Here is a 15353-nt window from a genome sequence, read left to right as displayed (position 1 = left end):
CTCCTGCCCGGACGGGGTGTCTGCCAATCAGGCGTAATTGAAAGCGCCTGAAAATCCCTTTCTTGCAGGCCGTCCAGAAAGTCCATCAGCTAACAGACTCTGTGAAAGGGGTCAGGTTCACTATTGCCCTGCACAGGCGCCAAGATTCAGCCGCACGGTCATCGGAGCAAGTGCCTGCTTTCAAACGAATTCACCCCGCTGATTCAACCCCGCGATGCCGTATCAGGGCGCAAACAAGGATCGTGTGCTGTCCGACGTTTGCTTTCCCGGCCAAGTGCTGTAGAAAAGGCCTGACAGGCGTGAACATCAATGATGTTCACCATCCTGATGCTCGACTGCATCGCTCTAATGGAAAATAGAATGCTCCCAAGACAAGTGATTAACGCCACCGTAAGCCCCAAAGGCAGCCTTGAAACCCTGTCCCAGCGTGAAGTGCAGCAACTCAGCGCGGCCGGTTCAGGCAGCACCTACACCCTGTTTCGCCAGTGCGCCCTGGCCATTCTCAATACCGGCGCCCATGTCGATAACGCCAAGACCATTCTTGAAGCGTACGAAAGCTTCGAAGTGCGTATTCATCAGCAGGATCGTGGCGTGCGCCTGGAGCTGCTCAACGCTCCGGCAGACGCGTTTGTCGATGGTGAAATGATCGCCAGCACCCGCGAGATGCTGTTCAGCGCCCTGCGCGACATCGTCTACACCGAAAGCGAACTGGACAGCCAGCGCATCGACCTGAGCAACTCTCAGGGCATCACCGATTACGTGTTCCATCTGCTGCGCAACGCCCGCACCCTGCGCGCCGGTGTCGAGCCAAAGATGGTGGTGTGCTGGGGTGGCCACTCGATCAACACCGAAGAATACAAATACACCAAGAAAGTCGGCCACGAACTGGGCCTGCGCAGCCTGGACATCTGTACCGGCTGCGGCCCCGGCGTGATGAAAGGCCCGATGAAAGGCGCAACCATCGCCCACGCCAAGCAACGCATTGTCGGCGGTCGCTACCTAGGCCTGACCGAGCCGGGCATCATCGCTGCCGAAGCGCCTAACCCGATCGTCAACGAGCTGGTGATCCTGCCGGACATCGAGAAACGTCTCGAAGCCTTCGTGCGTGTCGGTCACGGCATCATCATTTTCCCGGGCGGCGCAGGTACTGCCGAAGAATTCCTGTACCTGTTGGGCATCCTGATGCACCCGGACAACAAGGACGTGCCGTTCCCGGTGATCCTGACCGGCCCTAAAAACACCGAGCCGTACCTGCAACAGCTGCACGCGTTTGTCGGTGCCACGCTGGGTGAAGAAGCGCAGCGTCATTACCAGATCATCATCGACAACCCGGCGGACGTCGCCCGGCAGATGACTCAGGGCCTGAAAGAAGTGAAACAGTTCCGCCGCGAGCGCAACGATGCGTTTCACTTCAACTGGCTGCTGAAGATCGAAGAAAGCTTCCAGCACCCCTTCGATCCGACCCACGAAAACATGGCAAAACTGCAGCTCAACCACGACGTGCCTACGCACGAACTGGCCGCCAACCTGCGCCGGGCGTTTTCCGGGATTGTGGCGGGCAACGTCAAGGACAAGGGCATTCGCCTGATCGAAGAGCACGGCCCCTATCAGATTCAGGGCGACCCTTCGATCATGGGCCCGCTGGACAAGCTGCTGCAGGCGTTTGTCGACCAGCACCGGATGAAGTTGCCGGGTGGCGCGGCCTACGTGCCGTGCTATCAGGTTGTGGCTTGACCCCATAACCTTGACCGGCAGGCAAACGGGGCGCGCTTGAGCGCTCCGTTTTCATTTCTGCTGACGAAATTCTCTGGGCGACTGCCCGGTGGCGCGCTTGAAAAACCGCGAAAAATAAGCCGGCTCGGAAAACCCCAGGCTGTCGGACACCTGATTGATGGTCAGGGTGGTGTAAATCAGGTTGCGCTTGGCCTCCAGCAACAGTCGCTGGCTGATGATCTGCAACGCCGACTGGTCGCACAGCCGCCGACACAGCGCATTCAAATGCGCGGCGCTGATGCCCATGGCCTGCGCATGTTGCTCGATGGACCAGTGCTCGCGAAAACATGTTTCCAGTTGATGCATGAACACCTGCAGATGCTCTCGCCCGCGGTCCATTGTCTGCACCTGTTCGCCGGCCTCTTCGCTGTTGCGCCGACTGAGCCAGACCACCAGCACGTTGATCAATGAATGCAGCATCAGATCACGACCGGCTCTGGGCTGTCGGTATTCACGAGCGATGGCGCTGAACAGCGTGTCGACGTAATGGCTGTCCGCCCCTAGCTCGTAACACCGTGCCGTGCGCATCGCCGAGCTGTCGAGCGTCGTCTCAAGCTGCTCCACCAAGGGTTTGGCCAGGCTGAGAATGTGCCCCTGAATATCTTCGGCAAACCTGAAAGTGTGCACGCTCAATGCGGGGACCACCTGCAGCGAAGCGGTCTCGACCTTCCTGACCCGGTCCTCGACCTTGAGCATCGCCTTGCCCGATTGCACATACAGCAACTGCACCAGGTCGCCATGCCGATGCGGCTTGATCTCCCAGTCGTGCATCCTGCTGCGCTCGGGGATCGACTCGCAGTGGATCAGGTCCGGCGTCGGCCAGGCGGTGGTTTCGCCATAAAGCTTGAACACCGGTATCGCGGTAATGGCAGGTCTGGACATGCGGCACGCCTCCTGAACCCTCGAAAAGTCCACATAATGCGCTGAATATTGCCTTCTTATCTCGACAGCATCCATTAAAAATACAGGAGACAAAAATAAACGCATCCCGCCGATCACGGTTGGCAGGGGGCATCAGAGAGGGCAACCATCATGAAAACCCAAGTCGCGATTATCGGTTCAGGCCCTTCCGGGTTGCTACTGGGCCAACTGTTGCAGCGCGCCGGCATCGACAACGTGATTGTCGAGCGCAAGAACCCCGACTACATTCTCTCGCGCATCCGCGCAGGGGTGCTCGAGCAAGGCATGATCGATCTGCTGCGCGAGGCAGGCGTCAGTGAGCGCATGGACGCCGAGGGCCTGATTCATGATGGTTTCGAACTGGCCTTCGACGGCCGCTGCGAACGTATTGACCTGAAAAGCCTGGCCGATGGCAAGACCGTGATGGTCTACGGCCAGACCGAAGTCACCCGCGACCTGATGAAGGCCCGCGCGGCGATCGGCGCGATGACGGTCTATGACGCGTCCGACGTGAATATTCACGCGCCAAAAACCGACAGCCCCTACCTGACGTTCGTCAAAGACAGCGAAACCGTACGTCTGGACTGCGACTACATTGCGGGCTGCGACGGTTTTCATGGCGTGTCGCGGCAATCGATCCCGTCTCAAGCGCTGAAAATCTTCGAACGCGTCTACCCGTTTGGCTGGCTCGGCGTGCTGGCCGACACACCGCCGGTCAACGAAGAACTGGTCTACGCCAACCACCCGCGCGGCTTTGCCCTGTGCAGCATGCGCTCGGCCATTCGCACGCGTTATTACGTGCAGGTCAGCGCCGACGAGAAGGTCGAAGACTGGTCAGACGAGCGTTTCTGGACCGAACTGAAATCCCGTTTGCCCGCGCACCTGGCAGACCGCCTGGTGACGGGCCCGTCCATCGAGAAAAGCATCGCGCCACTGCGCAGTTTCGTGGTGGAACCCATGCAGTACGGCCGCCTGTTCCTGCTCGGCGACGCCGCCCACATCGTCCCGCCGACCGGCGCCAAGGGCCTGAACCTGGCGGCCAGTGATGTAAGTACGCTTTACCGGATCCTGCTCAAGGTCTATCGCGAAGGCCGCACCGACCTGCTGGAAAAGTACTCGCACATCTGCCTGCGCCGGGTGTGGAAAGCGGAACGCTTCTCCTGGTGGATGACCTCGGTGCTGCACAACTTCCCGGACACCGATGCGTTCAGCCAGCGCATCCAGCAGACCGAACTGGACTATTACGTCGGCTCAGAGGCCGGGCGCAGGACCATTGCAGAGAATTACGTGGGTTTGCCGTATGAGGCGATTGAGTAGCAGATGAGGACGCGGAGCGTCCAGAAAGGCATGCCGACGCGGAGCGTCGCACGATAGCGGTAGTGAGATTATCGTTCCGCACGCTCTGCGTGGGAATGCAGTTCTGGACGCTCTGCGTCCGATCTTGAGCAGCGTCGCAACGAGGACGCCGAGCCACGCAATACATGCCAGCGCAGAGCCATACGTTGTGCAATCACACAACACACCCCCCGCGTAGCCGTGCAAAACCCCAAAGCGTTTTCGCGACCCGCCCCCTATGATCAGGCGTGCACCCGGCAAATCCCCTAAAAACAACAAGCATAGAGGAACACACGCCATGACCCTTACTTCGACCCACGAGGTGGGCGACGCTGACGGCAATCATGTCTACCGTCGCATCACCCTGCGCCTTATACCGTTTATCTTCATCTGCTACCTGTTCAACTACCTGGACCGCGTGAACGTCGGCTTCGCCAAGCTGCAAATGCTTGACGCCCTGAGCTTCAGCGAGACGGTCTATGGCCTGGGCGCCGGTATTTTCTTCATTGGCTACGTGTTGTGCGGCCTGCCCAGCAATCTGGCGCTGAACCGCTTCGGGCCACGCCGCTGGATCGGCCTGATGATGATCACCTGGGGCATCTTTTCCACCTGCCTGCTGTTCGTCACCACGCCGGTCGAGTTCTACGTGCTGCGCTTTCTGACCGGCATGGCCGAGGCCGGTTTCTTCCCCGGTATCGTGCTGTACTTCTCGCGCTGGTACCCGAACCAGCGTCGCGGCCGAATCATGGCACTGTTCATGTCGGCCATCCCGGTCTCCGGGCTGCTCGGCGGGCCGTTTTCCGGCTGGATCCTCAACCACTTTGCCGCCGGTCAGGGCGGCATGGCGGGCTGGCAGTGGATGTTTCTGATTCAGGGCCTGCCTACCGTGGCGCTTGGCGTGCTGGCGTTCTTTGTGTTGTGTGACAAGGTTGAAGACGCACGCTGGCTCACGCCTGAACAGCGCCAGCGGGTCAAGACCGATATCACCCACGATGAACTGAATCGACCGGTGCAAGGCAAAAGCTCGGTGGCTTCGGTGCTGACCATGCCATTCATCTGGGTTCTGGGCTTTATCTACTTCTGCATTCAGAGCGGTGTGTATGCGATCAACTTCTGGCTGCCTTCGATCATCAAGAACCTGGGTTTCAGCGACGCGCTGGTGATCGGCTGGATCAGCGCCGTGCCATACCTGATGGCAGGCGTGTTCATGCTGCTGGTCGGCCGCTCCGCAGACCTGCGCAATGAGCGCCGCTGGCATTTGGTAGTACCGATGCTGATGGGCGCGACTGGCCTGATCATCGCCGCCAACTTTGCGACAGTGCCCCTCATCGCCATCCTCGGCCTGACCATCGCGACCATGGGTGCGCTGACCAGCCTGCCAATGTTCTGGCCCTTGCCCACCGCACTGCTGAGCGCCAGCGTTGCAGCGGGCGGGCTGGCGCTGATCAATTCAATCGGCCAGATGGCAGGCTTCCTCAGCCCGTATCTGGTGGGCTGGATCAAGGACCAGACCGGTTCGACCACCCTGGCGCTGTACTCGCTGGCCGCGCTGACCATCGTCGGCAGCCTGGTGGCCTTGCGGGTCAGCCGTCAGAGCGCGGTGAAGGTCGCAGCCGCTGCCTGAACACGCTTGTCCCCTGCCCCGAGCCAGGCCTGGTGCCTGGCTTTTTCTGTGATGCACTTCGGGGCGCTCTCCGTGTGCAAGCCTTTGCGCACAGAGAGCAGGCCGAAATCAGGTGCGGCTTTTATTTCACGCCCTGCAGCACCTAAACGAGCTTGCGCATATGTGCGCAAAAGGTTGCTCAGTATTGAGTGCTTTTTGCCTGGCAATTGAGCCTGGCCTTTATCGATTAACTCTATCTACTTGTTTTAGATAGATAAAATTTATCTCGGCATAATTTTTGGAACCCTGTTCTGCATACGGCGGGTGAATTGCCCGTTGCTGCGCAGAGAATTTCCCGCATGACCGATAAAAACGGCACCCATCGACAACGACGTGCTGCACTGTTCCCCAAAACCCCGGCGACCGCCACCAGCCTGTGCCCTTTCAGAGGGCCTAATATCGCCATCGTCCCGGTGCGCTATGCGCTGGATCGCTCGCGCTATGACGCTGACCCCACGCAACTGAAGCCACTGCCCAAAGATGGCCAATGGGCCCGCTTGCCGACGCTGAAAACACGCAGTTACACCTTGCGCCAACTGTACGACGGCTACGTTTACGTGTTCGACGAGACGGCCGGCACGTTGCACGAATACGCAGCCTCAGCCAGCGACGGCCATCTGAGCCGCATCGTCTGGAGCGATGCGCACATCGGTAATGACCAGCGAACCGGTGCCGATGAGGGACAACCCTTTCTGCTGTATCCACGAGAGCACCGCCTGCACATCGCCTTTTCCCCGATGCAGTGGACGTGGCGAATGTGCGAGCACATGCGCTCCCATGCCCCAAGCCGCGCGTTGTGGATGAAGGCGCTGGACCTGGCCAGCTACTGCCTCACCATGGCCGAGCCGGACACCCTGCCGCTGGATCGCATCGCCGAGGCCGTGGCGGATATCGACAAAGACTGTGTTGTGGAAGATGGCCGTTTTGCAGATTCGGCGATTCCCAGTGTTCGCCCGCCATCAGAAGGCGCAGAACCCGATCCGTTATGGGCACCGCTGGGCGCCGATGTCTTCTGGCAAGGCAGCGTCTACGATCAGGACAGCTCTCTGGTCATTGCCCTCGATGACCCGCTCGCCGTTTTCAACGACTTGGGCATGCAGCTGGCCGCCGATCAGGCGGCTTTTCGGGAATGGCAAAGCGCCCACGAACACAAGATCCAGATTGCCCAGACCGTCGCCACGCTGTGCGGTGCAGAGAGCGAAGCAGAGAAGCTGCCGGCGTCGGTGCGTGGTGATGCGCTGCGCACGCATCAGTACCTGAGCGAGGTCGAAGCCTACTTTGAACAATGCATTCTTGAAGAAGCACAGATCAGCAGTAGCAACGTTCCTGGAGATTTTCTGCTGCTGCCGGACATGTTCAAGAGCCTGGACATGCGCAAATCGATCGAAACACGTTATGGCAGCGCGCCGACCGATGAGGGCGCGCAGGCCTGGAAAGATCGCCACAAATGGCGGCGCGAGGTCGATCTGAGCAGTGCCCGCCAGTACCTTTTGCAGCACCTGCCGACCGGAGACAAACGCCTGCAACAGGTGCGTGACACGCAAAGCGATTTCCAGCACTGGGCGGCACATATAGGCACCGAACCGCTCAAGCTGTTCATCGACACCACACACCCGAAAACCCTGCTGTATTTGCAGACGATCATGCTCAATCTGCAGATCATCTATGCGCAGGACAGCGCCGCAAATGCCTGGCTGGCCGAGCAGGAAGCCAACACCAGCAGCCTGTTTGGCACCCTGCGTTATGGTTTTTCGCCAGCGCTCAAGCACGCCCTGCATCAGGAAGCCGACGCACTGCTGAACGGCCTCGGCGACGTCACCAATCTGGCCACGCGCATCGGTGAACTCAATGGCGTGCTCAACCATCGGGGCTTTGCCGACAAGCCGTGGATGAAGGCGCTGAAACAGCCTGTTCAAGACACCTTCAAAGCCCTCGGCGAACTGGCCAGCGGTGCCGGCAAAGCCAGGTTTGAAAGTGTATTACTGGCATGGGTGCCCATCGACAGCCGCATGGCCCTTGGCAAGCAGCAGAACATCGTTGCGTTGCTTCGCACCCTGCTGATCGGCCAGATATTGCTCGACTCGACAGCACGCGTCGCGATCAATGAGCAGACAGTGACCAAGCTCAAACAGTGGGTAAGTGAGTGGCAAGTCCTCAACAAGCAAATCAGCGAGCTGGTGCGCAGTTGGCAATACCCGAACGCCTACAACACGCGCCAAAGCACCGCTCGCAAATTGCAGGCCCATAAACACAAACTGCGCGTTCACGAACTGAGCATCCCTGCCCTGCTCGACTTTCAGAACAACGAATACGCCAAGCTATTGCAGGACGAGATTCGCCAGTACTTCCAGTCCGGCAAAACCCTGGCCAAGGACTGGCTCGCCCGCGCCAGAGGCTGGACCGACCGACTGGGCGGCACGGCAGGCTCGATCACCTCGGGCGTGGTCATGCTTAACCTTATCAATACTGCCTTCCTCTATCGGGACCTTACCCGGGATGGGGATTTCAGTACCAAGGACATTGGCAAGGTGACGTATGGATTGGGGTACAGCTTCAATCTGTTGATGGCGGTGTTTGTTGAAGCGCCGTGGGCGATTATCCGTACGGCCAAGCCACTGGTTATTGGCGGGTATGACGTGGGCATTCTTGATAAGTCGGCAGCTTATTGGAAAGCACGGGGTAATGCAGTCTGGGGTGATGCGATACGCGGGTTCAGGGGCTCGATGGTGGCGATGGGTGGGTTTGGGCTAGCGGCGGTTACGCTTGAACTATTTGATGTTATAGATGATTTTTTCGCAGCGAAAACATCAGAGGAAACATATGGGATTGGCATTAAGGGTTTTTCTGTACTGGTGATGGGATTGGGGGCTGCCGCCCAGCTAATGGCAGGCATTTCCCCCGCTGGCGTCTTTACGATTATCGCAATGAGTCCGTGGTTCAGCGTAGCTCTGCTGGCAACTGGTTTTATTTATCTCCTTGCTACGATGGCACTGAATTACTTCAAGCAAGACAGTGTCGGCTGGTGGCTACGCAAGTGCTGTTGGTCCAGTACCTTAGACTATCGCTACGCCGAGACTACCGATGGCGAGCATGAAGAAGTGCGCGCGCTGATGGAAATTCAATTATCTCCGCAGGTTCATGTAAAAAGCACAGTGAATTATGAAAATCGTTATCTTGGCAAAGGCGATTATTACAGCGTAGCGGTACAAAATGGTGCTGGAGTACAAGTGCGATTGCCAAACGTGTTACGCGGGCAGACCGTGCATTTCAATGTCATCAGCAGCAAGCGACCATTGGGCGTGCTGACTGTAGAAAAAATAGACCAGCCAATATATGAAGCTTTTTTGGACCGCGGGCAATTCAGGAACACCGAACAGTTCGGGACGCTTACCAACAAGCCTGCTGGCAAGGCGAGTGAAGACTTTACCTACCCCCGCATGCCACCTGAAAACGAAGACCTCATCTGGGAAACCTGGGTGCCGCTGGACAAGGACGCAACGTATCTTGAGTTGCAAATCTGGTACCCGGCCAATTTTTTAAATCCTGGCGGAGACGATAGAAGCTATCTGTTTCAGATGGAGCTTGGTATACGAGGCGATACCGCTATTGACGGCTTGGCTGCTGTGGAGCTCGAGGTAAAGGCATCAAGCAGGATTGGCGCTTTGACCCTGGAAGTCGCAGAGGGCACACCTGTATGACTCAGCTAGAAAAAGCTTTGGATCTGCCGAAAGGTAAAGACATTCTAAACTGGAAAATAAAAACACTTGCAAGATCACCTAAAGAAATCATGATAGCGCAGTCTATATTTGCCGCAATTCATCTAACTGGAAGCTCACTTTTCATTTGGGGAGGCTGGAAAGTATTTTTAAAAAATCCGCCTCTACTGGTGGGCCTGATACTTGCCCTTGGAGGGGTTCTTGCCTATTTCATAGGCCTGCTCATCCGCCAAAAAACCATCTACAACTACACCCTTAAAACCGACGGTGCCACAGTCGAGTATTACCTCCACTATCCAGACTTTGCCTCAAGTTTCTTTAAGGGCATCGCCGTAGCCGTCATCCTGATATTCGTTTTTATCGCTCTTCTCACCGGCTCACTGCTCTTCCTGATCGGCCCGGTAGCGATGGCCGTTATCGCAGCCGTCAAGCTGCTGAATTGGGAAAACCCCATCCACCATCGACAAACCGCCCCTTGGCACCTGCATGAGTTTGTCACGGTTGATCACAAGCGCCTGATGGTCATCATTCACTGCGACGACGTCACCACAGGCTTCGCCGCCCGCTTTCCCAGTAAGGAATTGATGACAAAGTACCTCGCGTTTCTCCACGAGGTCCTTCCTCCAAGCGCGGAGTACATCGAGAAGGCCTCGAACTGGAAGTAGCGCTGATGCTGTTCAGGCTTGAGTCTTCAACCCTCAAGCCCGAGAAAGCACATCAATGTGCGATCGGCACCGTGAAGCGAAACTCGCTGCCGTGGCCAACCTGGCTTTGCGCAGCTAGTTCGCCGCCGTGGGCCTTGATGATGCCTTGCGAGATATACAGGCCCAGGCCGGTGCCGGTCGGGTTGCCTTCCTTGACGGTCCAGTAGCGCTCGAAGATGTGTGGCAGCTGTTCAGGAGGGATGCCCTCGCCGGAATCGCGTACGGTAAACACCACTTCGTCGCCGTTGGACATCGCCGCCACACCGATCCTGCCCAGTTTCGGGGTGAACTTGATCGCGTTGCCGATCAGGTTGGACAGCACCTGGAACAGCCGCTCCGGGTCAGCATTGACCTTGATGTCGGGCTCGGCATTGAAGGAAATCTCGATGGACTTGTCCATCGCCAACGGGGCGAGCAGCGTATAGGCCTCTTCGAATATCTGGCTGACTTCCAGCGGCTGCGGCGTGATGGTGTAGCGGCCGGCCTCGATTTTCGAGGTGTCGAGCAAATCCTCGAGCAACACGTTCATGCGGCTGGCAGCTTGCTGCATGGTGTCGATTGCCGTGGAAATACGTCGCGAGGTGTGCGGGCCGTCGGAGCTGAACGACTTCTGCATCATGCCGCACAGCATCGAGATGACCGTCATCGGATTGCGCAGGTCGTGAGACACCACCGCCACCAGTTCATCGCGAGCACGCACCGCCTGCTGTTCCTTGCTGACCTGCCGGGCCAGGTCATTTTCCAGTGCGGAGCGGCGCAGGTCGTTGGCGGCGAACACATCGCCGTGGCTCCACTTGGTGGCGATCCCGGTCATTTCGACCTTCCAGATCTCGAACGACGTACGTGGCTGCAAACGCAAAGTGTTGTCCGAGGCGTCCAGGTTCAGCGGTTTGTTCGGGTCGCCGCTCCACTGAACACTTTGCTTGACCTCCGGACGAAACCAGATCACGCCGTTATCCACAGGCTTTGGCAGGCTCATGGCCAGCACGCCGCTGGCCAACGTTTGATAGGCCTCGCCGGGCGGGTAGACACTGGAAAGATGATGACTGGCATACACCGGCTCACCGCCTGCCATCATCCAGGTGTGCAGCGCGCGGATATCCGACGGCTCCGGGCAGTTGCCGTAGCAGTGTGTTTGCCGGTCTTCGATGATGGCGACGCCGGTGGCGCCGACCAGGTCCATCAACAGCTGCGGCTGCTGCGCCAGGCCATCGAACACGTCCGTGTCGGAGGTCGCCATCATCTGATGCAACTGCTGCAGGGTCTGAATCTTGGTCTCGCGCTGGCGGCTGACTTCCAGCGCTTCCATAGCGCTGATCTGCAACGACAGCACCTGGCCAATTGCCTGGCACGCGCTGCGCAGCTCATGGGACACGTACAGCGGCGTGCGATGCCCGCAACTGATCAGGCCCCACAGCTTGCCGCCCTGAATCAGCGAAACACTCATGGACGACAGCACGCCCATGTTTTTCATGTATTGGCAGTGAATCGGCGACACGCTGCGCAGTGTCGAAAAACTCAGGTCAAGCTGCTGCTGGGTGTCCGGGCGCAATTGCGGCACCAGGGGCACCGGCGTGTAGTTGGCATCGGGAATGATGCGCAGCCAGTTGCGGCGATATAGTTCGCGCGCCTGCTCGGGAATGTCCGACGCCGGGAAAAACAAGCCGTTGAACAGTTCCATGGCCGGTGCCGATGCTTCAGCGATCACCTGACCGTGACCTTCCTCTTCAAAACGATAGATCAATACCCGGTCGTAGCCGGTCATCCTCTGGATTTCACGGACACTGACTTCGTAGAGCGTCTGCAAATCAGCGGCGGCATGCAGTTGACGCAACATGCGCCCCATATTACCGGTGCGCTCGGAATAACTGATCGCCTGCGCCGCCTTGTCCTGAATTTCGAGTTCCAGAACCAGCGCCTCCTGGCTGCGGTGCAACAAGGCCTCGAACTCGACGCCTTCGACCGACATCAATAAACGTGGCACATCAACGAGCGAATCGTTGGCACTGGTGCTTCTGATCACTTCAGCCCAGCCTGCACCTAACACGCAATCCAGCGTCTGCCCGGCAAGTTGATCGGGAACCTTGCCCAGCACGCTCTGCACATTGGCGCTGACTTGCAGGATCGTCAGTTCAGGCTCTTTGAGCGTGAACAACAGACCATGAGGCTGAATGGCCCCGGGAAACTGAATGGGCTCATCCGCACAATTGGCCAGGAGGACTTCAAAAGCGTCCTTGTCGAGTTGGCTCATAGCAGTACCTCTTGACCGTCGAGCCAGTGCTCGAAACATGCAAATGTGGAATGGGCCGCATGGGCTGCAGCCTCGGTGAATTCAACGCCCCGCGGCACAGCGTCAAGGTGGTTCAGAAAAACCTTCCAGCGCGGTCCGGTTTCAGCACCGTACACATCAAGAAAAGCCGCTCCGCTGTATTCATCCAGCCCCAGACGCTTGAGCACCTCGCGGCGCAACACTTGCCCGCCCAACGTCGCGCCTTCAAGCACATACATTACGCCCAGACAGGCGCCGGGAGAATTGGTTATCGGTAATTGCGTGCACTGCGGAAGTTGTCTGATGTCATGTTCGGACATACCCAGCGCGCACAAGTCTTTCACCAGCACACACGTCTTGATCCGGTCATCTGGAGTGAGCGCACGGGGCATGAACGTGCTGTCACGCAATGCCGCCTCAAGCGGTGCATAGAAGCCGTAATAGGCCTGCAACAAGCGAAGGTACAGCGCGTGGTCCAGAACAGACGAGAAAAAAGGCATGCGTTTTTCAAGTTGAACGTGCAACTGATTCGTTTCAGCGCGAAGTGCACCAATCAACTTCGGCGGGGTGACAGGTGAAAAACTTGCCGGCATCCAGAAAGGCTCTTAAGAGTGCGATAGACGGAAAACGTATCCGTGCGAAAACAGGCCGCCAAAATACAGATTCAACGCAGAACCTGACAGGCTTTTCCGGAATTGGCGACGAAACACCGTAGTGCATAACGAAAAACCGCCAGCGCTGCACAGTGGCGGTTTTTCATCGCCGGATAAATCTGCTATCGACTCAATGACAATAGTCGAAAACCGGCCGATGTACGTGTTTCGTAAAGATGCGGATCACAGTGGAAAGCACTTTAACATCATCGCGTGCCGAGTCCAGCGCTGCGCAAGCACCCGGCCCCAACGGATGGTTTGCGCACTGCGCTTTGCCTGAAAACATGTCCGATTGGTCAGCGCACGTTCTGGTACAACATCATTCGCGACGTTTCATGCAGGCCACGGGTCAGGTCTCGCAGGCGCTCGAACTCTTGCGGGTTCTGCTCAGCAACGTTGTCCAGCGGCGTTGGCGAGGCCAGGTCGTGAAGCGTCGGCGAGCTACCATCGTGCTCCATCTGCAGCAGGTAATGACGCGTGACCCCGCCGATCAACGGGAACGTACCCTCACGCAACACCAATGGCACAACACGCTCGCCCTCCGGAGCAGGCTGCTGAATGTCGCGCCCCATCGTACCGCTGGTGAATTCCATTCCGGCCATGCCTGCCAGCGTCGGCAGCAGATCGGTGAGGCCGACCGCTTCATCAATGACCCGTGTGCCCAATAAACCGGGCGCGTGAATCAGCATGGGCACATTGTTGCTTTCCAGCCCCAGTTGCTCGAACGCCGGTGCCATGTGCGGAATCTGGCTGATGCGTGTGTTGTGGTCGCCAAACAGCACAAAGATGGTGTTCTCGTAATAGCCGCCAGCCTTGGCCAGGTCCATCAACCGTCCGATATTGAAGTCCAGCAGGCGCACGGCGTTGTACTGCTCCACGCTACGTGAACCGGCAGCCTGAACTTGCTCCAGCGTCTTGTCGCTGACCTGAAAACCGTCGTTGTCCTTGGGAATGGTGAAAGGCCGGTGATTGCCTGCGGTCTGCACGTAGGCAAAGAAAGGTTTGTCGGCGGGCAGCGCACGCAGAATCCGGTCGCTTTCCTTGAACAGGTCGAGGTCGGAAATCCCCCAGACATCCACCTGCGGTGACTTCCAGTCGCGCTCGTCGTACAGGCGCACGTCGTCAATGCTGCGGCGAATCAGCGCGTTCATGTTGGCCCAGCCGGAATTGCCGCCAATCATGTAGAGCTTCTCGTAGCCCTTGAAGTCATTGATGATGGTGTTCTGGCGTGTCAGCAAGGGGTGGCGCGTCGCGGTCTCCTGCCGGGTGACGTCGGGCACCCCGGTAATGCTCGCCCAGACGGTTTTCGCGGTGCCGGTCACCGGCACATAGAAGTGCTTGAAGAACCAGCTTTGCGTGGCCAGATGATCGATATTCGGGGTCGGATTGAGCGGGTTGCCGTAGGCACCCACCGCGCTGGTGCCCAGTGATTCGAGCATCACGAACATCACGTTCGGCGGCCGCTCACCGGGCAGTCGATAAGGCTGCTCAGGTTGCTGACGCTTGAAATTCAGCGCCTGTGCATCGGGCTGCTGAACGCCCAGATAACGCGCCACCACCTCGTAATGCTCGCGCACTTTCGCTTCGTCGAAGTGCGACTGGGAAACCTTGAGCGTGTCGTACAAAAACAGCGCCGGGTTGAGCCCCAGCGCAGCCACCTGACTGTTACCGGAGAAAAACGCATCGCTCCAGCGCAACGGCACGGGGTTCTCCAGATTGAGATTCTCGACCCGGCCCAGCAAGCCGAGAAAGGTCGCGCAGACCATCAATGCCGAGCCCCAGACCACCGACCAGCGTTTGATCGGCCGCGCCTGGCGGTTCAGCGTCACGCGTTCAAGCCTGAGCAACGCCCAGCCCAGCGCGACGACCGTCAGCAGCCAGCCGGCCGTGATCCACACCACCGGGTAAGTTTGCCAGAGCATGTCGCGGGAGATCTGCGCGTCTTCCAGATAGCGCATCACGCTGGCGTTGAGCCGCACACCGAGGTAGGCGTAGTGGCCGAAGTCGACGACATGAATCATCGTCAGAATCGCCAGCGCAATAATCAGATAACCCCGTGCCACCCAGCGCAGGGCAGGCACATTGATCAGGTTCCAGCGTGGCAGCCAGAGCAGCAGCGCAACCGGCAGCACGATCAACAGTGCCAAACGCAGGTCGAAGCGCAAGCCGATGCCCAAGGTCTGCACAACTTCACTGTGGGTAAACAGCGTGCCCGGCTCGACGCCGGAAAACCCGTAGAAAAACACACCCCTGAGTAACGCCGACAGCAGGAACACCAGCGTGACCGCGCCCAGCCAATAGCGCAGGCGTCGCGATTGCAACCAACTCATTGTTCTTCCT

At 58.2% G+C, this 15353-nt stretch carries 9 protein-coding genes; 5 read left to right on the top strand and 4 right to left on the bottom strand.

The features are described from left to right. Positions 1–360 precede the first annotated feature (360 nt). Positions 361–1734, top strand: coding sequence for a nucleotide 5'-monophosphate nucleosidase PpnN (gene ppnN, locus PSPTO_RS09935; RefSeq protein ID WP_005771604.1), 1374 nt, complete (start codon positions 361–363; stop codon positions 1732–1734). Positions 1735–1785: 51 nt separating this feature from the next. Here the strand turns inward: ppnN and PSPTO_RS09930 are convergent, their stop codons facing one another. Then, the gene (locus PSPTO_RS09930) at positions 1786–2655 is read right to left on the bottom strand and encodes a helix-turn-helix domain-containing protein (RefSeq protein WP_007244403.1); all 870 of its coding nucleotides are present in this window, start codon (positions 2653–2655) and stop codon (positions 1786–1788) included. Between the two features lie 150 nt (positions 2656–2805). Here PSPTO_RS09930 and pobA point away from each other — a divergent pair, with 150 nt between their 5' ends. The 4 genes from pobA (at position 2806) to PSPTO_RS09910 (ending at position 10052) form a co-directional block, all read left to right on the top strand. Continuing rightward, positions 2806–3990, top strand: coding sequence for a 4-hydroxybenzoate 3-monooxygenase (gene pobA, locus PSPTO_RS09925; RefSeq protein ID WP_011103764.1), 1185 nt, complete (start codon positions 2806–2808; stop codon positions 3988–3990). 316 nt (positions 3991–4306) lie between these two features. Further along, complete coding sequence (locus PSPTO_RS09920) at positions 4307–5632, top strand: MFS transporter (protein ID WP_011103763.1); 1326 nt, start codon at positions 4307–4309, stop codon at positions 5630–5632. A 338-nt stretch (positions 5633–5970) separates the two neighbouring features. Further along, positions 5971–9369: a toxin VasX gene (locus PSPTO_RS09915; RefSeq protein WP_159229446.1), complete on the top strand. Its 3399-nt coding sequence runs from the start codon at positions 5971–5973 to the stop codon at positions 9367–9369. Continuing rightward, positions 9366–10052: a hypothetical protein gene (locus tag PSPTO_RS09910; RefSeq protein ID WP_011103761.1), complete on the top strand. Its 687-nt coding sequence runs from the start codon at positions 9366–9368 to the stop codon at positions 10050–10052. Before PSPTO_RS09915 ends, PSPTO_RS09910 begins: the two co-directional genes overlap by 4 nt. Positions 10053–10104: 52 nt before the next feature. Here PSPTO_RS09910 and PSPTO_RS09905 read toward each other — a convergent pair whose 3' ends face one another. The 3 genes from PSPTO_RS09905 to PSPTO_RS09895 all read right to left on the bottom strand — a co-directional run bounded on the left by PSPTO_RS09905 (position 10105) and on the right by PSPTO_RS09895 (position 15343). Continuing rightward, entirely contained in the window at positions 10105–12342 is a 2238-nt protein-coding gene (locus PSPTO_RS09905; RefSeq protein ID WP_011103760.1) for an ATP-binding protein, read from the bottom strand. Beyond that, complete coding sequence (locus tag PSPTO_RS09900; RefSeq protein WP_011103759.1) at positions 12339–12953, bottom strand: biliverdin-producing heme oxygenase; 615 nt, start codon at positions 12951–12953, stop codon at positions 12339–12341. Before PSPTO_RS09900 ends, PSPTO_RS09905 begins: the two co-directional genes overlap by 4 nt. 356 nt (positions 12954–13309) lie before the next feature. Beyond that, positions 13310–15343, bottom strand: coding sequence for an LTA synthase family protein (locus PSPTO_RS09895; protein WP_011103757.1), 2034 nt, complete (start codon positions 15341–15343; stop codon positions 13310–13312). Between the last annotated feature and the right edge of the window lie 10 nt (positions 15344–15353).

Source organism: Pseudomonas syringae pv. tomato str. DC3000 (assembly GCF_000007805.1).
GTDB classification, from domain to species: domain Bacteria; phylum Pseudomonadota; class Gammaproteobacteria; order Pseudomonadales; family Pseudomonadaceae; genus Aquipseudomonas; species Aquipseudomonas avellanae.
This window is presented reverse-complemented; position numbering and strand designations above follow the sequence as displayed.